Raw genomic sequence first — 19863 nt, 5'->3', positions numbered from 1 at the left:
TGAACGCGGCGATCAACATCCTTCGGGTCGGGCTGGCCCGTCAGGCCACCGAAGCGGCCTGAGAAGCCGACGGCTCCAGCCGTCGGAGGAGTCACTCGACATGGTGTTCCATGGCTGCGAGAAAGTTCGAGGYGGCCGACGGGCTGCCCGGCCCCTGGATCGTGAACAGGTTCGGGAACCCGGCCACCTGCAGGCCGAGGTAGGAGACGGGGCCCTCGTCCCTCCAGAGCTCGCGCAGCAGCGCACCGCCCCGGCCGCGGACGTCGATACGCGACAGCGCGCCGGTGAGCGCGTCGAAACCGGTCGCGAACAGGATGACGTCGACGTCGTAGGAGCCCTGCCCGGTGCGGATGCCGGAGGAGGTGATCTCCTGGACCGGGCCGGCGCGGAGGTCGACCAGCGTGACGTTGTCGCGGTTGAACGTCTCGTAGTAGCCCACGTCGATGATCGGCCGCTTGCAGCCGAACGGGTACGTCGGCACCAGCGACGCCGCGGTCCGCGGGTCCCGCACGATGCGCGCGACCGCCTCGCCGTACAGCGCCGTCGCCAGCCGGCCGGCCTCGGAGTCCACGAGGACGTCGCTCCAGTAGAGCGCGCCGAGAACGCCGCGTTCCTCGACGGCGCGCAGCCGCTCCTCGCGCGACGCCGTCCGCAGGGCCGGGAAGCCCGCCATGTCGACCAGCACCGAGAACGCGCTGGTCCGGGCGGCCCCCACGTGCGCCGCCCGCTGCGCCGCCCGGATCTCGTCGTACCGGGCCCTGAGGCCCTCGAACTCACCCTGCTCGTAGGCGCGCGCGGGCGAGGGCAGCGTGTAGGCGGCCGACCGCTGGAACACGTACAGGTGGGCGGCCTGCTCGGCGACCACCGGGATGGCCTGCACACCGGTCGAGCCGGTGCCGACGACGGCCACCCGCTTCCCGGTGAAGTCGAAACCCTCCCGCGGGTACCGGTTGCTGAACAGCACGGTGCCGCCGAAGGTGTCGAGCCCCGGGATACCGGGGTCGAGCGGCGCCGAGAGGATGCCGGTGGCGGCGACGACGAAGGGGGCGACGAACAGCTCGCCGTCCGCCGTCTCCACCAGCCACGACGCGTCGTCCTCGTCGAACGTCATCGCGGCGACCCTGGTGTCGAACTGGATGTCGCGGCGCAGGTCGAGCCGGTCGGCGACGAAGTTCAGGTAGGCCTCGATCTCCGCCTGCCCGGGTAGGAGCTCGGTCCAGTTCCACTCCTGCTGGAGCTGGGCGGAGAAGCTGTAGGAGTACTCGACGCTCTCGATGTCGCAACGGGCGCCCGGGTAGCGGTTGAACAGCCAGGTTCCGCCGACCTTGTCAGCCGCCTCGAGGACCAGCACCCGAAGCCTCTGCTCGCGGAGCCGGTGGAACGAGTACAACCCGGAGAACCCCGCGCCCACCACGACGGCGTCGTACCGCCGGGCCTCGGCACTCCCCTGCCGGGGAGCCCGTGCCTCCGCTGTCTTCCCGTCACTCACAGCCACGCCCCCACCTCGATACTCATCAGCCGGCCTCATTCCGCGATGTCGCGAGAATGCGCAATTCGTTCAGGAAATGTTCCAGGACCGCGGACGATGATCGACTACTTGCCGATCCGGGCCTTCATACCGTCCAGGAGCAGGAGAAACGGCAGCCCGGACTCGCTGAGCGCATGGCCGTGACCGGTCTGGTGGATGTCGAACACGGACTGGACGGCCGCGTAGAAGCCCTGCACGTCGAGGGTCTGGTTGACCGCCCGCTTCGCCTGTCGCAGCGCGAACGGGTGCATCTGGGCGATCTGCTCGGCCAGCTCCCGGGTTGCCGGGCGCAGCTCGTCGAGCGGCACCACCCGGTTGACCATCCCGACCCGCTCGACCTCGTAGGCGTCCATCTTCCGGCCGGTGAACAGCAGTTCCTTGGCCTTGCGGGCGCCCAACTCCCAGGTGTGGCCGTGGTACTCCACCCCGCCGATACCCATGTTGACCACCGGGTCCGAGAAGGTCGCGTTGTCCGCCGCGAGGATCAGATCGCACGGCCAGCACAGCAGCAGGCCACCCGAGATGCACACGCCCTGCACCGCGGCGATCGACGGCTTCGGCACGTTGCGCCAGCGCAGTGAGTACTCGAGGAACCGTTTCGCCTCGATCTCGTAGATCCCGGCAAGTGTCCAGCTCGGCTGCTGGCCGTTCTCATTCCCGTCCCCGGTCCCGCCGACGTCGCCGCTGGCACCGACGCCCTTGATGTCGTGCCCGGCGGAGAAGTGCCTGCCGTTGGCCTGCAAGATGATCACTCGGACGTCCGGGTCCGCGGCCGCCCGCCGCCAGGCCTCGTCGAGTTCGTCGAGCAGCTCGAGCGTCTGCGCGTTCGCCGCCTGCGGCCGGTTGAGCGTGATCGTCGCGATCCGCTCGGCCGCCTCGTACTCGATGAAGCTCTCGCTCACGATCGCTCTCCTCGCACAGTTCCGGGCCGGACCGGTGGCCCTGGCCGTCCCAGGTCCGCACCCACCCGGATCCAAGATATATAGATGTTAAGCGAGCAATCGCGACGAAACCAGCAGCGCCACCACTCCGCGCGGAGCCGCCAGACGACCGGCGAAGTTCCCTGGCGCAAGGCGTCCGGGGTTGCGTCGCCCGACTACCCACCCTTACTTTCAACATCTATATATTTTACCCAGAACATGCTGCCGTCGGCCCCCACAGAGAGTGACAGGCTGAGATCATGGCCACGCCCCTCGACTTCCCGGTGTTCGAGCTTGCCGCCCGCCCCGGCGCCCACATGGCCTTCTATTCAGGCGACAACCCGGAGGGGAAGTCGCTGCGGGAGCTCACCGGGACGCCGATGCGCAGCATCCCCGCCTTCCGGGAACCGAAGGCCCGTCTCTTCAACGACTGGCTCCACGACCTTCCGCGACCGGCCCCCACTGGCGACCCGCTGTAGTACCAGGATGTCTTTCAAGCGACTGACGGTAGGTGATGACGTCCCATGCAGTTCCGCCTCGACGAGGACCAGCTGGCGATGCGCGATGTCGTCCGGGCGTTCTGCGCGGACCGCTTCGGTCTCGCCGACATCACGGCCCGCGACGGCAAGCCCACCGACCCTGGACTGTGGGCGGCTCTCGCCGAGCTCGGTGTGCTGGGCGTCCTCGTCGACGAGGCCGGTTCCGGGATCGGCATCATCGAGGCCGCCATCGCGTTCGAGCAGTTCGGCGAGCATCTCGCCGGCGGGCCGGTGCTGTGGTCGACCCTCGCCGCGCCGTTCGTCCCCGGCGCCGCCGACGGAAGGGTCCGGGTCGCCGGCGTCGAGCTGACCGGCACCGGCCTGGCGAACGCCGGGCCGGCGAACGCCGAGCCGGCCGACGGGACGAACGGCTCGCTGGTCGTCGAGCACGCCGACGAGTGCGACGTGCTCCTGCTGCTGCGCGACGACCGGGTGGAGGTGTGCCCGCGCGCCGGCCTGCCACCGCCCGTGGGCGGCACGCCCCTCGACCCGCTGACGCCCGTCGCCGTGTTCCCCCACATCCCCGCGGGCCAGGTGGCTGGGACATGCTCCCGCACTACTTCCTGAAGCGGGCCTGGGTCCTCGAGAACGGATTCGGCACCGCGTCCTGGCACGCCGCCCGGCTCGGTGCCGCGGTCGGGGACGAAGTCACCGCCCCGTGACCGGGGCGCAGACACCGACCCGGTCCGCCCGCCGGTAGAGCGAAAGGCTGTTCGCATGGGATTCGACACGATCCAGTACCAGGTCGAGGAACGGGTGGCCACGATCATCTTCGACCGGCCCGAGGCGCTCAACGCGCTGAGCCCGGCGATGGTCAAGGAGCTGCGGCAGGCGTACGCCGACGCCGAGGCCGACGACGAGGTCTGGATCCTGCTCGTCACCGGGAACGGCCGGGCGTTCTGCGCCGGCGCCGACGTCACCGAGATCCCCGACGACGGGCGGGTCGTCTACGACGAGCCCTACCTGTCGACGTTCCCACAGTGGGAGGCACCCCAGGAGGGCACGCCGCCGTTCCGGACGATGACCAAGCCGATCCTCACCGCCGTGAACGGCCTGTGCTGCGGCGCCGGGCTCGACCTCGTCACCACCGGCGACATCGTCATCGCCTCCGACCGGGCCGAGTTCTTCGACCCCCATGTCAGCATCGGCCTGGTCTCCGGCCGGGAGGTGGTACGGCTGGCCCGCGCCCTGCCGACCAACATCGCCATGCGGATGGCGCTGATGGGCCGGCACGAGCGGATGAGCGCGCAGCGCGCCTACGACCTGGGGCTGGTCTCCGAGGTCGTCGAGCACGACCGGCTGCTCGAGCGGGCCCGGGAGATCGCGCGCACCGTCAACCGCAACGCCCCGCTGGCCGTGCGCGGCACCCGGCTCGCCATCCGCCGGGGCCGCGACCTCCCCCTGTACGAGGCCGAGGTCATGGCCGAGACGTTCCGGGAGCGGGTGGTCCGCGAGCGTATCGGGAGGGTGCTCGCTCTCGACCCGTCGGCGCCCGCCGTCGAGTTCGAGCGCCACTGGCACACCTGGGGCGAGCTGGCCGCGTCGGCCGACGCGGTCGCGCCGCTGGTACGGCCGGGCGAGCGCGTCGCCCTGCTGCTGCGCAACCGGCCACCGCAGCTCGGCCTGCTCCTCGGTCTGCTCCGGGCCGGCGCCTGCGTGGTCGCTGTCAACCCCGGACGAGGAGTAGAGCGGGTCCGGGCCGACCTCGGCTCTCTCACCGTCACGACCGTCGCCGGCGGCCAGGCCGACCTGGCCGCCTTCGCGCCACGGGTGCGCTGGTTCGGCAGCGACGCGCTCGGCTCCGTGGAGGTCACCGGCGACAGGCCGGCGCCGGACGACGGCGAGCTGCGTCCCGAGGTGGCGGTCGAGATGCTGACCAGCGGGACGACCGGCCCGCCCAAGCGGGTTCCGCTGACCTACGAGACCTTCCGGCGGGTGCTCGCCGGGGCCAAGCACTACGAACGCAGTCCCGACGCCGGCCTTCGGCTGCGCCGTGGCGTGGTCGTCGTGAACGCGCCGCTGGTGCACCTGGGCGGGCTGTTCCGGATCCTGCAGTGCGTCAACGACGGCCGCTCGTTCTGCCTGCTCGAACGCTTCCGCGTCGAGGAGTGGGCGGACGCCGTGCGCCGGCATCGACCCTCCACCGTCAGCCTGGTCCCGGCCGCGTTGCGGATGGTCCTCGACGCCGACCTCGATCCCACCGACCTGTCCGGCGTGCGGTCGGTGATCTCGGGTACCGCGCCGCTGTCGCCCGAGGACGCCGACGCCTTCCAGGCGAGGTTCGGGGTGCCGGTGCTGACCTCGTACGCGGCGACCGAGTTCGGCGGCGGCGTCGCCGGCTGGAACCTCGCCGACCACGAGCGGTACTGGGCGGCGAAGCGCGGCAGTGTCGGGCGCGCCCACGCCGGCTGCGCGCTGCGCGTGGTCGACCCGGACACCGGCGCACCCCGCGGACCGGACGAACCGGGGCTGCTGGAGGTCCGGGCGGCGCAGCTCGGTGCCGACAGCGGCTGGACCCGGACCACCGACCTCGCCCGGATCGACGCCGACGGCTTCCTGTGGATCCTCGGCCGCGCCGACCAGGCGATCATCCGCGGGGGGTTCAAGATCCTGCCCGACGAGGTGCGCGTCGCCCTGGAACGCGACCCGCGGGTGCGCGGCGCCGCCGTCGTCGGCCGTCCCGATGCCCGGCTGGGTGCCGTTCCGGTGGCGGCCGTCGAGCCGCGCCCCGGGGTCACGGTGACCGCCGAGGCCCTCCTGGCGGCGGCGGCAGGCGTCCTGGCCCGCTACGAGCTGCCGGTTCAGCTGCGAGTCGTCGAGGCTCTTCCCCGGACGCCCTCGGGCAAGGTCGACCTGGCCGCCGTGCGCGAGCTGTTCACCCAGCAGCCCTGAGCACCCCGCAGCCCTCGGCCGGAGGTACACCGTATGGACCTGACCTACAGCGAGCAGGACGAGGCGTTCCGCGCCGAGCTCCGCGCCTGGCTCCAGGCGGAGGTGCCCGCGCACGGCCCGCCCCCACCCCCCGGTGACTGGCCGGCGCGACGCGCCTACGACACCGCCTGGCAGCGCAGGCTGTACGACGCGGGATACGCCGGCCTGCACTGGCCCAGCCAGTTCGGCGGCCGCGGCCTGCCCGTCACCCAGCAGCTCGTCTACCTGGAGGAACACGCCCGCGCAGGCGCCCCCTACATCAGCGTCAACTTCGTCGGGATGATGCACGCCGGCCCCACGCTGATCGCCGAGGGCACCGACGAGCAGCGGGCCTACCACCTGCCGCGCATCCTGCGCGGCGAACACGTCTGGTGCCAGGGCTTCTCCGAGCCGCAGGCCGGCTCCGACCTCGCCTCCCTGCGCACCAGCGCGGTGCGCGAGGGCGACGAGTACATCGTCAACGGCCAGAAGATCTGGAGTACCCGGGCGCACGTGGCCGACTACGGCGGGCTGCTGGTCCGCACCGACCCCGACGCCCGCAAACACCGCGGCATCAGCTGGCTCATCCTCGACATGCACTCCCCCGGCGTCGAGGTCCGCCCGATGCGCACCATCGACGGCGAGAGCCACTTCTGCGAGGTCTTCCTCACCGACGTCCGGGTCCCCGTGGCCAATCTCGTCGGCGCGGAGAACGACGGCTGGCGGGTCACGAACGTGACCCTGCGCTTCGAGCGTGGCACCGCCTTCGCCCAGCACATCATCACCCTGCGCTCCCAGCTGCGGGACCTGGTCAGGGCGGCCCGGCTGGTGCCCGCGCCGGGCGGCGGCACCGCCTGGGACGACCCGGCGCTGCGCGGGCACGTCGGCCGCCTGGAGGCACACGTCGACGGGCTGTGGCGGATGACCCAGCGGGGCATCACCGAGGCCGAGGCCACCGGACTGCCCGCACCCACCGGCTCCGCCGTCAAGCTGCGGTTCAGCGAGCTCAGCCAGGAGCTGAGCGAGCTCGCGGTGCGCGTTCTCGGCCGCGCGGCGACGGGCGGCGTGCGGGGCCACGGCCTCGACGGCGCCGAGATCGCCCGGGCCTACCTCTGGTCGTTGCAGTACACGATCGCGGCCGGCACCTCGCAGATCCAGCGCAACCTCATCGCCGAACGCGTCCTCGGGATGCCCCGCGTGGCCTGACGCCGGGTCCGGGCGCAGAACGGGAAAGCGACCAGTCGTTCCTCCACCGGCGGCGGCCTCGGCCCCCGCCCGCAACGGAGAGGGTTGAGATGGACCTCGGTATACGTGATCGTGGTTTCCTCGTCGTCGGCGGGACGGCGGGCATGGGTCTCGCCGCCGCGCAGGTGCTGGTCGCCGACGGCGCGCGCGTGGCACTCGTGGGGCGGGACCCCGACCGGGCGCGGGCGGCCGTGGGGCGGCTGGGCCGGCGGAACGCGACGGCGGTCTTCGGCGACGTCAACCGCCCCGGCGAGGCGGAACGGATCGTGAGCGAGGCGGTCGGGACGCTCGGCGAGCTGGCCGGTGTCGCGGTGACCACCGGCACGTCGACCGCCGCGCACGCCAGCCTCGACGCTGCCTCGGACGCGGTGTGGGCGGACGCCGTCGACGACGTGCTGATGGGGACGGTCCGCACCGTCAGGGCGGCCGTTCCGCACCTGGTCGCCGGCGGCGGGGGCACGGTGGTCACCACGGCGGCGTACGGAATGCGCGCCTATCATCCCGACCGGCTGCCGTACGTCACGCTGAAGAGCGGGGTGGCCGCGTTCGCCAAGACCGTCGCCAGGGCGTACGGCGGCTCGGGGGTGCGGGCGAACTGCGTCTGCCCCGGTGCCATCGAGACCGGGTCGCTCGCGGCCCTGCGCGGGGCGCTCGCCCGGGAGCGCGGCGTCCCGCCGGCCGGGCACCCCGGGTGAGGTCGGCGACCTGTTCGCCTTCCTCCTGTCGCCCCGCGCGGGGTACCTGACCGGCGCGGTCATCAACATCGACGGCGGCACCCAGTTCTGACCCGGCCAGTTCTGATCCGGACCGGTTCCGAACAGGGCGGGAGACGAAACGCCCGGTCAGTCGCGGGTCACCCGCCAGCTGTCCCCGCCCACCCGGTTACCGGGATTCCACCTGAAGATATAGCCGCGGTCGCCGTCGTGGTTGTAGGCGGCCGCGTAGAGCCAGCCGTCCTTCTGCCTGTTCTGCAGGCCGATGTGGTCCCCGTCGCGCAGGACCGTGCTGCCGGCGATGGTGAACCCGCACTGTTCCAGCACCCGGACGGTGCTGTTGATGGTCAGATCCTCGCCGTAGGGCCCCCGCAGCTCACGGATACGCACGATTTTTCCGCTCCCGACGAATTCGGCGCCGCCATCGACCGAAAGGTCGTGCAGCACCTTCAGTCCGTTGTGACCATAGGTGCTGATCTTGTCGCCGACGTCGATGTCCTCCCCGAACCGTGCGCCGTTGATGCCCTGCGTGCTCAGCTTGCTCCCGACCGTCAGATCGTCGTTGGCGCTCAGCAGCCCGTTCACGTCGARCCGGGACCGGGCGGTGAGATTGCCCGAGACCGTCAGCTCCTCCTGGACCGTCGCGTCGTTGTGGGCGGACAGCGACCGGTACACGTCGAGCGTGGACTCGGCGGTGACCGAGCCGGAGACGGTCAGGGTGGACGTGGCGGTGACCGGGCCGGAGACGGTCAGTCCGGTCAGGGTGGGGTTGTTGACGGCGATGGTGAGGTTGGCGTACTGCTCGACCGATTCGAAGCCTTCCGCGGCCTGCTGTCCGCCGCCGACGGCGGACGCCTTCACGATGAAGGTGGTGTCGCGCAGGATCGTGCCCGACGGGGCGGACCACGAGGTGCCGGTTCCCTCGAACACGGGGGCCGCGTTGCTGCCGTCGTACAGCCAGAAGTAGGAGCCGTTGCTCTCCCAGGAGAGCTGGAGGGACTCGCCGGCGTCGATCCTCGTCCTGGGGACGGTCGGCCTGTCCGTGCTGCGGGCCAGAAAGTTGCGCAGGTAGAAGACGGGCTGGATGACGGGCAGGGTCAGGGTCCGCGGATTCTTGCGGGTGAATTTCTGCGGTTGCGTGTTGGAGGATTCGACGATCTGCACGAGGAGCGGGTCACCGGTGGCGGTGGCGATCAGGCCGCTGATACTGAAGGCCAGGGGGTAGGTGACCGGATCGTTGGGGTTGGCGTTGTGGAAGGTGAGCTKATGATGCTCGGTGAGCTCCTGCTCGGTGTTCGCCGCCAGCGACACCGGCTTCCATCTGTCGTCGTTCACCGCGATGTGCGGATTCTCGGTGAAGTACGCGGTGCCGCTCTGAGTGTTGACCGGCACCGAGATCGCGATCTTGTCGGCGTAGATGTTCTGGTCGCCGTGGACAACGGAGATGTTGATGCAGGCCTTGGTGCCCTTCTCCGGGTCACCGCCCGCCTCGAGCGGTGACGGGCTGGTGGCGGGTAGGTAGTCGAACAGAGGGTTTGCGGCCATTGCGAATCCTCCTGGCGTGCGGGTCCTTACTGCGGTGCCCTGACGTGCGTCGGGGAGGGAACGTGGTTACTGCTCCGGGTCGGCGAGGAAGCGGAGCAGGCCGTCCTCGAGAAGAACGGGGCTGTCCGGGAACCGCGCCTCCAGCRGTGCCGGGATCAGCGCGTACGGCGCCCAGGGAGCCTCGCCGGGCGCCGGGCGCAGCCAGGACCACGAGCCGTTCTTCTCGGCCGGCCGGGGGAAGGCGAGCGTCCCGGCCTCGGAGTCGTGGTCGGAGCCGTGGTCGTGGTCGCGGTCGGGGTCGGGCTGGCTGGTCGGAGCGTGTTCGGTGGTGAGGACGGGGCCGAAACGGAAGAGCGCCTGCAGGTGACGCAGCGCGTCGTCGGTGTGCCGGGGCGGGACGGTGACAGTGGCGGTGGGGGTGATGCCGCTGGTGGCGTGCACGGGGGCCCGCGGATCGAGGAGCAGGAGCAGCCGGGTGGGCGCCGGGTCACCGAACGTCAGCGGGACGTAGTTTCCAGCAGGCACGGTTCCGGCAGGCACGGTGCCCGCGGCGCCGGGCGGCCCGATCTGGGTGGCGTAGTCCTGCTCGTCGTCGGGAGCGGTGACGCTGTGGAAACAGTCGTAGTTGTAGGCCCCGTGCGGGTCGGTGGCGTAGTAGCCGATGAGGCCGTCGTCGCGGGCGGCCACGTCGCCGAGGCGGATCTCGAACTGGTCGCCGGTGAAGGCCGGCGGCGGCGGGTCGAGCGTGGCGGCCCAGCCGGTGTCGCGGATGGGGGGTCCCTCGAGGGTCAGCCGGAGCTGCGCGGGGACGAGGGCCAGCGGGCGCCCGAGGAGGAGGGACAGGTTCTGGTCGGCGCGCCGGCCGAGCGGGTCGGTGGTCCACAGGGTGGAGTCGATGACGTCGAGGAAGGCCGTGAGGTTCGCCTCCGCGGCGAGCTTCGGGGAACCGATGAGGGCCGCGATCTCGGGGGCGTGGGCGGCGAGCTGGTCCGGGGTGGTGATGGCGCTGCCGGGCGGGGGCTCCCACTGGCCGGTGCGCCGGCCGTCGGCTCCGGTGAGCAGCCGGTAGGTGCCGAGCAGGAGCCCCGCCGGGTCGTAGAGCAGCAGGCTGTGGTCGAGGTGGTTGGGGAGGATCCAGCCGCTGATGGGGCTGGGGTCGGCCGCGGTGCCGACGACGCGCGTACCGGTCCGGGCATCCAGGAGGTCGAAGTCGAGCCGGGCGGGTTGCAGAGGGCGCGGGGGTAGCTGGGCGACGGAGGCGATCGCGGGCGTCAGAGAGGTCCCGACCGCGAGGGCGGTGTCGACGGTGAGCGGGAAGTTGCGGTAGTCGTGCAGGCCACTGCTCTGGGTGTCGCCGCTGACGACGTCCAGGACTCGGCCGAACTTGTCGTAGAGGAAGAGCTCCTCGACGCAGATCTGCCCCTGCCGGGTCTCGTGGAAGGGGGCGCTGGCGCTGCCGGGCAGGTACGGGAAGCTGCTGACCCGGCCGCGGTAACGCGCGGGCAGGCCGTCCTCGGTGGCGGCGTCCGGGTAGCCGACGAGGTCGGCGACGGCGGGAAAGTCGGTGTCGTCGGTCGTGGGGCGGCGGAAGGCGCGCAGGTCGCGGGCGGCCAGGCGATCGTTGAAGCCGGTGAGTTCCTGGGCGAGCAGCCCCCAGTCGCCGATCGCGGTGAGCCAGGCGTCGAGCTGGTCACGCTGGTCGTCGGTGCCGTGCTGGGCGACGTACTCCTTCATCCTGGCGGCGAACAGGGACCGGGGGTGCGGGCCGAGCGCGGAGACACCCGTGACGGTGACCCGGTCCAGGGGGATGTCGACGCCCTCCGGGGTGAAGCGGTAGTCGGTGCCGTCGAAGGTCCAGCAGCGCCGCGCGCCCACGGTGTGGGGAATGTGCCGGTAGGAGATCTTCCACTCCATGAACAGCGGCTCCCAGGGCTGGGTCCAGGGTTCCAGACCCAGCTCCGGGAGGGTGCCGGTGTAGGCGGCGGGTGGGTGGGCGCTCAGGACGGCCCTGACCTGCTCCGCCGGCAGGCCGCCGGCGGCGGCCAGCGCGGCGGCGTTGCCGGGATCGAGCAGGAAGTACTCCGCGAGCAGCCCGGGCACCTCGGGCGGGAAGGCGTCGAGACCCGCGACGGCGGGCACCGGGCCGCGGCCGGGTACCGCGGTGATCGTCGTGCCCGCGACCGTGACGGCGCTGATCAGCGCGGCGCCGTCGTCGGTGAGTGGCCGTACGGGTACGGGCTGGTCGGGGACGGTCGCGTCGGCCGGGGGCAGTATCCCCGACAGGCTCACCACGGGGTTGTTGCTCTGCGCGTACGGGGGGCGCGGGACGGCCTTGAGCTCGGCTCCCCCGCCCAGCCCCTTCGCCGCGGCGAAGGCGCCGACCCCGGCGAGGAACGCGTCATGGGCGCTGGCGTGGGGCCGGGTGTGGTCGGGCTGGGGGACCTTCGCGGCCAGTTCTCCCACCTGGGCGGTTCGGACGCCCACGGTGTGGGCGAGGGATCCCTCCCGCTCGGCGTCGAGCTCCTGCATCATCAGGTCCTGGTCGGGGACGTCGTCGGGCGGGAACATCGACGCCCCCGCGATCCCGTTCTTCAGCCACAGGGCGTTGAGCCGCCACTGGAGGTCCCGCAGCTCGCCGAGCCGCTCGTCGAGCTGACGCTGATCGTCGTTGAGCGTGGCCAGCCAGGCCGGCGGGACGAAGGGGCGCGGCGCCGCGGCCTCGGCGGACGGGCTGCCGGTGGACGGGCCGCCATCGGACGGGGTGTCAGCGGGGGGCGGTGTGACCGTCCAACGATGGCCGCCGGTCGACGCGGCGAACGAGGCGTTGTGGACCTGCCGGCGTACCCGCTCGTCGCCGCCCTTCTCCTCGGCGACGGCGAGCAGGTCGTGCAGGAACGCACGCAGCAGCGCCACGTCGGCGGCGGCGGGCGCGGCGCCGGTCGCGTGCAGCGCCTGGCCGGCGAGGGCGGTGAAGGCGTCCTCGGTGGTGTTGCCCAGGGCGACGCTCAGCGCGCCGTTGTCCTGGATCGTGTCCAGCGGGTCCGGGACGGGCGCCGCCCTCGCGGCGGGATCCCAGCCGACGGTCAGGGCCGTACCGGCGTACAGGCTGCGGGTGATCGGGCTGACCGCGGCGTCGTGACCGGCCTCGCCGGTCAGGCGGGGATCCTGCCAGCCGAGGTGCGCGAGCTGGTCGGCGTAGGAGGTGCCGGGCGGGCGGGACGCGAGGACGTCGGCGTCCGGATCGGAGTACCAGCCGATGACCCGGTAGCCCAGGGCGGTGGCCGACGTGATGTCGGAGAGGTCGTCGAGGAAGGARAAGACGTTGGTGTTGTGCGGGGTGTAGGTGGTGAAGTACGGGTCCCCGGTGGCCATGGCGGTGACGAAAAGGGGGTCCCGGCCGGCGCGTTCCGTCCACGGAGTGTCGGTGTGCCCGAAGGCGAGCCCGATCTGGACCTGCCCGACGTCGGGGTCCATGGTGTTGCGGTAGGGGTCCGGGCTGGCCTGCCAGGCGCGCAGGGTGGTGGCGTCGACCAGGTAGGGGCTGGAGCGCACGAGGTCGTGTCCGTCGTCCTGCGCCCGCGGGCTGTACGGGCAGTCGCTTTCGATCACCCATGCCCTGACGAGGCGGGTGCCGGTGCCGCTGAAGCGGATCACCAGCCAGCGGTTGGGCACCAGCGGGTAGCCGATCTCACCGGTCGCCGGGTCCTGCACGCCGTGGCGCAGCCCCCTGGGCAGGGTCCAGTGCAGGTGGACGCCGGTGTGGCTGTGCACCGGGTCGTTGCTCTGGCGGTCTCCCCCGTCCGGCTCCGGGCTCAGGTAGTCGTCCAGCGCCAGGTAGGTGTGCTGCCAGCTGCGGAACGCGTCGCGGCCCTGGAGAGCCCGGTTGACCACGAGGACGTCGAGGTCGACGGGGACGACGAGCGCGGGGCGGGCGGTCAACCTCGGTCTCCGTTCGGGCCGGTGAAGCGGATGGCCTCGGGGACCTTGACCATCTGCAGGGCCAGGTCGGCGGGGCCGATGGGGCCGACGGCGGTGCCGTGCGCGGCGTCCAGAGCCGCCGTCAGCGCGGGGATGAGCGAACCGAGGTCCAGGATCGGGCCGCCGGCACCGGCCCTGACATGGTCCAGGACGGGGAAGGTGACGTCGGGGCCGATCTGCTCGCCGAGCGGGCGGCCCCCGGACGCGGGGGGCGGGGCCAGCAGGTTCCGCAGCGGGATCAGGCCGTGGTCCTCGACGCCGAACCGGAAGCCCTCCTGGGGCTCCCTGAGCTCGACGGCCGCGGGCAGACCCTCGAACAGGCACAGCAGCACGGTGGGCKAGAGGTGGTCCATCCGCAGGACGGGCAGGAGCTCACCGGCCTCGTCCAGGGCGCGCACGGCCAGGTTCGGCCAGCCGGAGACGAGCGCCGAGCGCAGCAGCAGACCGGAGACCGGCCCGAGAACGGCGTCGCCGCCGGACGCGGCGGCACCAGGTGCGGTGCCCTCCGGCGTGGGGTCCTCTGGCGAGGAGTCCGTCGCGGTGCCGCGCTGCGTCGCGCGGTACCCGGCCGCCTTCTCCGCCGCCGCGGCCCGGATGGTCGCGGCGACGATCTGGTCCTGGAGGGTGTCCCGACTGGACTGCGCGCCGATGCTGAGGGCACCGGAGAGCAGGGCGTCCAGCCAGCTGGGGTCGAGGTGGAAGAAACGCAGCGACTCCCGCGGCAGCATCCGTTCGTCGGGCACCAGGTGGGTGAACGGCACGGGGTGGAGCAGCAGGAGCCGCCCGAGCCAGTCCGCGACCCGGGTGAGGTGTTCCCCGAGGCCGTCGTCGGCGTCCATCGCCGTGGCGAGGGCGGCCCGGGTGGCGTCGGATCGCAGCACGGCCTCGAGCCCGCCGGCCGGGTCGGCGGACGGCGCGGCGGGTGTCGGCGGGGACCACGCGGCGCGGGGCCGGCCCGGTGGCGTGCCGAGGGCGGTGAGCAGGTGGCCGTCGAGCAGCGCGCCGAACGCCGCGCGCGCCGTCCCCGGCCGCGTGCGCCCGCTGCCGTCCCGCTGCAGGTGGACGCTGGTGGCCTGGTGGTGCAGGGTGTCCACCAGGTGCCGGGTGGCCTGTTTGAACGCGAGCAGGTGCTGGGCGAAGGGGGCGTCGGCGAGGGCGAGGGCCCGGCCGGTCTCGAACGCGGCGGCCAGCGACAGGTCGAAGCTGCCCCAGGCCGGGTCGTAGGCGATGAGAGCGTCGGCGGTGGTGGCCTGCGCCGCCCGGTCGGTGGCCGCGGGCAGCACGGGGGTGAGCGGCCCTCGGTACCAGCCGTAGGTGGCCTCGCCCGAGCGGGTCAGGTAGGGCAACGGCAGGTACCCGTCGTCGATCCGCCGGGCCACGTGTCGCCGCGCGGCGGTGTCGGTCTGCCCGGGCGGGCCGGGCAGGCGCAGCCACATGTCGTCGCGCCCGGCCCGGGTGCCGGAGGGGGTCCGGGTGAGTCCTTCGGCGAGGTCGGCGAAGTCCGCCTCGCGGTCGGGCTGCGCCTGGAACGACCAGCTGCACAGGGACAGCAGCGCCACCGAGGAGCGGCCCTGGAAGTCAGGGGTGTCCGCGAGGATCCGCTCGTGGCCCTCCAGGGAGACGAGATGCACGATGTTCTTCGTGCCGGTCGCGGGGTCCTTCGTACCTGTCCCGGGATCGGAGCCGGGCGGGGCGGCGGTCGGGAAGCGGTTGGCGACGATGACGGAGAACAGCCCGTCCTCCTGGAGGCCCAGGATGGGCCGGTCCCCGGTGTTGGCACCGCGGYAGTGGGCGAGGAAGCGCAGCTCCCCCAGCCGGGGCGCCACCGCGTGGAACTCGGCCACCGCGACCTGGATGTACACGCACGGGTCGCCGGGCCCGATGTCGGACTCCACGGTCAGCGCGGGCTTGAGCACGGCGGCGTCGTGGGCCAGGAACTCCGCCACGGTGGCGGAGATGGTGCGGGTCGGGGTGGTGATGCCGCCGACGAGCTGATCGTCGGTGAGCACCAGCAGTGCCAGCCACGGGGTGTCGCGCGAGGCCCCGCCCAGCGGACGTTCCCACGGCAGCATGGGATCGCCGAGCACCACGTGCGGCAGGACCTCGGCGAACCTGCCGCTGGCGGCGTCGGGAGGCTGCCTGGCGACCACCGCGTCGGCGTCGATCCGCACCTGCGGGCCGCGGACGGTGAACCTCTGCACGGCTGTGAACGGCCCGCCGACGACCTGTGCGCCGTCGTGCGGCCCGGCGCGCAGGGTGTGGGTGGCCTCGATCCGGTAGTCGCCGGCGGGCAGTGCGGGCAGGTAGTGGTCGTGCAGCTCGAGGTCCCCCGGGGGGATCGTGTCGCGGGCGGGGTGCGGCGGGCTCGGGCTCATCCGCGGCTCCCCGCTTCCTGCGCGCTCTGGATCATCGGCGCCTCGCTGTAGAAGTGGGCCGCGCCCGCCGCCAGGCCCGCCAGGGCGCTGTCGCCGAGGTCGGTGAGCAGTTTGGCGTCGGCCAGGGCGGCGTACATCTGGTCGCGCCCGCTCCTCGCGTCGCCACGGTCGAGGCGCCCGAGCAGATCCACGCAGGACGGGTCGGGTGCGCCGACGAAGTCGCGGTTGGCGGCCGGCTCCCGGGGCAGCGGCGACAGACCGGGCGGCAGCTCGTCCTCGCTGTACTCGCTGAGCGGGAAGACCCCGCGCGAGGCGGCCAGCTCGGGCCGGGGCGCCTGGACGTCGAAGCCGACCGGCCGGTCCGGCAGCACCTCGGCGCTGGGTCGCGACGGCGTGTGACTGAACGGGGTCGGCGGGGCACCCCACAGCGACGCGGGCACGCCCCGGGTGCGGGCGGTGAGCGTCCAGCCGTCCGTCGACGCGGGCCTGTCCTCGTAGAAGAGTCTCAGCCGGTGCTCACCGACCAGGCCGACGCGGGCCATGGGACGCACGTCGACCAGGGGGCCGTCCCCGGGTTCGGACGAGGCCAGGGGCGCGTCGCCCGTCCGCAGGTGGCTGGCCGGCACCGCGGACTGGGTGAACAGGCGCAGGTCCCGGGCCCGCGCCTGCCACACCTTGCCGCTGCCACCGGGGTTGGGTGCGGTGTCCGCCACGGCGCTGTCAACGCCGGAGACCGGCGCGACAGTGACGACGTCCGCCGGCTTCGGGAGCATGCTGGCGAACACGTCCCACCCCAGCGCTCCGGTCTCGGCTCCCCCGCGGGAGCCGCCGAAGCTGACGGTCACGTCGATGAGGGGGAAGTGCGCGGTGACCGAACCGCCGGTCGGCGGCCCCCACAGGTGCAGGGTCGCGCCGATCGAACCGCTGATCGTGACGTGCAGGATCCCCAGGTTGACGCTGCCGGACGCGCCGATGCTCACCGAGATGCGCGCGTCGAAGAAGAACGGCCGCCAGGACAGCAGCACGTCGGCCTGCGCCGTGAACCAGGCCCGGATGGGGCCCTCGTGGAAGAGGACCTCCAGCCGCGCGCCCGCCATCGCGCATGACGGCGTGACGGCCAGATACGCCTGGGCCTTGATCGACACGCTGCCGCTGACCGCCCAGTCGATCCCCAGCCGCGGCGCGTCGGGATAGTAGGAGGGCCGGCGGAACGCGGGGTGGTAGCCGCCGAGGGTGACGACGAACTGCCCGGCGTGCGGGTTGTTCCCGAACCAGGTCGCCGCCGCGAACCCGCCGGTGAGGTGGCAGGCGGGCGTCAGCACGTATGAGGCCGGGGAGAGCTGCGCGGCGATCTCGGCGCTGCCCTGGGTGGGCCGGATGACGGCCTCCACGCCCAGCTCCGCGTAGACGTAGGTGGTGGTGGCGGACTCGGTGGGCAGCGGCAGCTGGATCGTCGCGAGGCCCAGCACGGCCAGCGCCAGCTCCGCGCCGATCTCCGCGGCCAGCAGCACCTTGGCGTTCACCACCTCGGCCACGGTGAACTCCACCCCGAGGGCCAGCCAGTACGAGCCTTCGCGGGGGGCGATCCACCGCCGCGGCTGGCTGCCGGCCACGGCTGGCTCACGCCCTTCCAGGACGTCGAGGACGTGGGAGGGCTTGTGCCCGGAGTTCGGCCCCTGCTTGTGCAGGCTCAGCAGCGGGAAACCGGAGACCTCCCTGGGGGTCGGCAGCGTCAGCTCCCGGTTGAAGCCGAACCCGGCCATCAGTCCGGTGACGATGACCGGCGGTGGCCCGCCCAGCGGCGCCTCCAGCTGGGCGAAGACGAACAGCGAGGGCGCGCCGTCCTTCAGCTGCGCGTACGAACCGAGACCCGCCAGCGAGAAGCTCTGCAGGCCGACCGTGGCCGTGCCGTCGTACTGGAACGCCACCGTGTCGGGAAGCTGGTCGTCGGGCAGGTGCAGCAGCGCGCCGGAGATCTCCACCGGAGCGGCGCTGTAGCCGATCCCGAGGCCGTCGAGGCGGAACGTCGGCGCGAACCTGTCCAGCCGGGAGCCGACCGCCAGGCCGTCGAGCGAGAGGGCCAGCGGGCCGAGGGCGACCGACGCGTCCAGCGCGAACAGCAGCACGTTGTGCTGGTACATCACCCCGACCCGGTCGACGTGGACGATGCCGAGCTGCTTCTGCACCGACACCCAGTGGACGCTGGAGGCACCCGTCCCGGAGGTGTCGGGCGTACTGGACGGATCGGGGGCGCTGGACGTGCTCGGGGTGCCGGACGTGCTCGGGGTGCTGGACGTGCTCGGGGTGCTGGAGGTTTCGGGTTTGCTGGGGAGCTCGCCGCCGCCGGCGTTCGAGGGTGGCACGCCGAGAGCGACCGACGTGGACTCCTTCCCGATCCGCAGTTCGGCCAGCGCGGCGACGCCCGCCGCCAACCCGGCCTGCGGGAGGGCCACCACCTTGGCCGGCCCGAGCAGCCGGTTGACCGAGGCGACAGTCTGGGCGTCGAAGGCTCCGGAGCTGTAGAGGACCTGCAGGTTCTCCACACTCACCGTCCCGAACGTCGACAGGAACCCGCCGACGAGCGGAAGCTGGGAAAGGTCGAAACCCGCCGAGAGGTCCACACCGACACAGAACCGGGCCGGGCCGCCCGCGGGTTTCACCCGCACGAACTTGGCGTCCTTCAGCCCGATCCGCAGGCTGTCGGGAACGTCGGCCGCCAGGTCGGCGGAGAAATGCGCGACCCAGTCCCGCAGAACGATCTCGGTGCCCTCCGCGGCACCGCGATACGTGGCGACAAGGATGTCCGCGCCGGATTTCTCCTCGTCGAAGTCGACCTCGAAGGCGAAGCCGTCGACGTCGAGCATTCCGCCGTAGCGCGTATCCGAGCCGTCGCGGGTGACCGTCACGCGGAGCGTGGCCGTGACCCCGTCCGCGATGGTCATGTCGCCTTCGCAGACGAAGTCGAGGGCGGTCGAACCGGTGGTGTACGAGAGCGTCAGGGTGGTGAGTTCGAGGGACCTGACCGGTCCTGGCACATCGGTCAGCCCGAGTGCGTCGATCACCTCCGCCATGCCGAGGGTCGTGCCCGCCGTGAGGCCGCCGCTGAAAGCCCAGCCGCCCTGCGCGCCGCCGGCCTTCCCGGCCGAGATGTCGATACTCAGCGCGGAGCCGATCGACACCGTGCCCCCGACCCGGGCCGCGAATCCCGCACCGATCCCGTAGTAGACGTAAAGAGACAGGGATCGGATCACGAGGGAGCCGACGATCGGCCAGTCACCCGTGGCCGTCATCCGAAGGAGATACTCCTCCCCGAGGCCGGCGGCGAACGACAGCTCACTGACAGCGCAGGCCTCGGGCACCTCACCGCCGGGTATGCCGAACGACTCCAGCAGGGACCGGACAGAGATCGGTCGCGCCTCCGTCAGCGTGCCGGTGAGGGCCAGATGGGGAAACCACACGGCGACATCAAGGGGCAGCGCCCTGATGGTGAGCGAGGCCACGATCGCCATGACGTCCACCTCGTAGGCGACCGGTTCGGCAGCCGCCTCCTCGACGAGGCGATAGTCAAAGCCGGCGATATCCGCGGGGTTGAAGTCGAACGCGCGCAGCCCGTCCGCCGCCTCCTGCCAGGCGGTGTCACCGCCGAGGCGCCTGCCGAGCTTCTCCAGCTCAGCGGCGAAGGCGCCGGGAAGCACCGGCCGCACGGCGGCGGTCAGCCGCCCGAGGTCGTCCGCGGTGACCGTCGACACGACCTCCACCGTGTCGAACGTGCCGCCGAGCGTGAGGGTGACCAGGTCCTGGCTCGTCACGGTCACCAACACGCCCGTCACCGCCATGGCCACGGCGGCGCCGACGGGCCAGGCCGGCGACGCCCAGGTGAGCGAGAGCGAGAGCGTCGTCCGCCCGGCGTCCACCTCCGGTCGCCCGGTGCCCGCGCCACCCTGGCAGACACCGTCCGGGAAGGTGGCCAGCATGGCGCGCAGCTGCGCGGGGAGCGCGGTGTCCGCGGCCCGCAGTGTCGGTGGATCACCCAGGCTCAGGAGATGCGTTTTCAGGGCATCGAGATCCACTGAACCCCTCCCTCGGATCACGGCCATTCACTTCCGGGCA

11 protein-coding genes and 1 pseudogene are annotated in these 19863 nt (G+C 72.3%); 6 read left to right on the top strand and 6 right to left on the bottom strand.

Translation table 11 applies throughout. From position 1 onward, the window contains the following. Positions 1-91 precede the first annotated feature (91 nt). Together BBK14_RS40545 and BBK14_RS23805 are read right to left on the bottom strand one after the other, a co-directional pair. Positions 92-1495, bottom strand: a complete 1404-nt coding sequence (locus BBK14_RS40545; RefSeq protein ID WP_241831801.1) for a flavin-containing monooxygenase — start codon at positions 1493-1495, stop codon at positions 92-94. Positions 1496-1593: 98 nt separating this feature from the next. Further along, complete coding sequence (locus tag BBK14_RS23805) at positions 1594-2430, bottom strand: enoyl-CoA hydratase (protein WP_071065480.1); 837 nt, start codon at positions 2428-2430, stop codon at positions 1594-1596. A gap of 299 nt (positions 2431-2729) precedes the next feature. On the opposite strand from BBK14_RS23805, the pseudogene BBK14_RS37305 reads away from it, so the two are divergent. The 6 genes and pseudogenes from BBK14_RS37305 to BBK14_RS42980 form a co-directional block, all read left to right on the top strand. Next, positions 2730-2870 (top strand): annotated as a pseudogene (locus tag BBK14_RS37305) (amidohydrolase family protein); the annotation flags it as partial. Between the two features lie 102 nt (positions 2871-2972). Further along, entirely contained in the window at positions 2973-3554 is a 582-nt protein-coding gene (locus BBK14_RS23795; protein WP_071065478.1) for an acyl-CoA dehydrogenase family protein, read from the top strand. Between the two features lie 150 nt (positions 3555-3704). Further along, entirely contained in the window at positions 3705-5879 is a 2175-nt protein-coding gene (locus BBK14_RS23790) for an AMP-binding protein (protein WP_083391205.1), read from the top strand. Positions 5880-5912: 33 nt separating this feature from the next. Next, positions 5913-7103 carry an acyl-CoA dehydrogenase family protein gene (locus tag BBK14_RS23785; RefSeq protein ID WP_071065477.1) on the top strand — a complete coding sequence of 397 codons (1191 nt, stop codon included), beginning with the start codon at positions 5913-5915 and terminating at the stop codon, positions 7101-7103. An 89-nt stretch (positions 7104-7192) separates the two neighbouring features. Next, positions 7193-7837 (top strand): SDR family NAD(P)-dependent oxidoreductase, encoded by a 645-nt coding sequence (locus BBK14_RS23780; protein WP_241831800.1) that lies wholly within the window; start codon positions 7193-7195, stop codon positions 7835-7837. Continuing rightward, positions 7752-7928, top strand: coding sequence for an SDR family oxidoreductase (locus BBK14_RS42980; RefSeq protein ID WP_476739403.1), 177 nt, complete (start codon positions 7752-7754; stop codon positions 7926-7928). The genes BBK14_RS23780 and BBK14_RS42980 overlap by 86 nt, the downstream gene beginning before the upstream one ends. 56 nt (positions 7929-7984) lie before the next feature. Here BBK14_RS42980 and BBK14_RS23775 read toward each other — a convergent pair whose 3' ends face one another. The 4 genes from BBK14_RS23775 to BBK14_RS23760 all read right to left on the bottom strand — a co-directional run bounded on the left by BBK14_RS23775 (position 7985) and on the right by BBK14_RS23760 (position 19823). After that, positions 7985-9400: a hypothetical protein gene (locus tag BBK14_RS23775; protein WP_071065476.1), complete on the bottom strand. Its 1416-nt coding sequence runs from the start codon at positions 9398-9400 to the stop codon at positions 7985-7987. 66 nt (positions 9401-9466) lie between these two features. Continuing rightward, complete coding sequence (locus BBK14_RS23770; protein ID WP_071065475.1) at positions 9467-13339, bottom strand: hypothetical protein; 3873 nt, start codon at positions 13337-13339, stop codon at positions 9467-9469. Then, entirely contained in the window at positions 13336-15753 is a 2418-nt protein-coding gene (locus tag BBK14_RS23765) for a hypothetical protein (protein ID WP_071065474.1), read from the bottom strand. The genes BBK14_RS23770 and BBK14_RS23765 overlap by 4 nt, the downstream gene beginning before the upstream one ends. Further along, the gene (locus BBK14_RS23760; protein WP_071065473.1) at positions 15750-19823 is read right to left on the bottom strand and encodes a DUF6603 domain-containing protein; all 4074 of its coding nucleotides are present in this window, start codon (positions 19821-19823) and stop codon (positions 15750-15752) included. The genes BBK14_RS23765 and BBK14_RS23760 overlap by 4 nt, the downstream gene beginning before the upstream one ends. Positions 19824-19863: the final 40 nt, after the last annotated feature.

Source organism: Parafrankia soli, from assembly GCF_001854695.1.
GTDB classification, from domain to species: domain Bacteria; phylum Actinomycetota; class Actinomycetes; order Frankiales; family Frankiaceae; genus Parafrankia; species Parafrankia soli.
The sequence above is the reverse complement of the archived record's forward strand: the minus strand, read 5'-3'. Positions and strand labels throughout refer to the sequence as shown.

Excerpts from the sequence above, each read along its gene's own strand:
- BBK14_RS23795 (WP_071065478.1), top strand. The coding sequence starts at position 2,973 with ATGCAGTTCCGCCTCGACGAGGACCAGCTGGCGATGCGCGATGTCGTC.
- BBK14_RS23790 (WP_083391205.1), top strand. The coding sequence starts at position 3,705 with ATGGGATTCGACACGATCCAGTACCAGGTCGAGGAACGGGTGGCCACG.
- BBK14_RS23785 (WP_071065477.1), top strand. The coding sequence starts at position 5,913 with ATGGACCTGACCTACAGCGAGCAGGACGAGGCGTTCCGCGCCGAGCTC.
- BBK14_RS23780 (WP_241831800.1), top strand. The coding sequence starts at position 7,193 with ATGGACCTCGGTATACGTGATCGTGGTTTCCTCGTCGTCGGCGGGACG.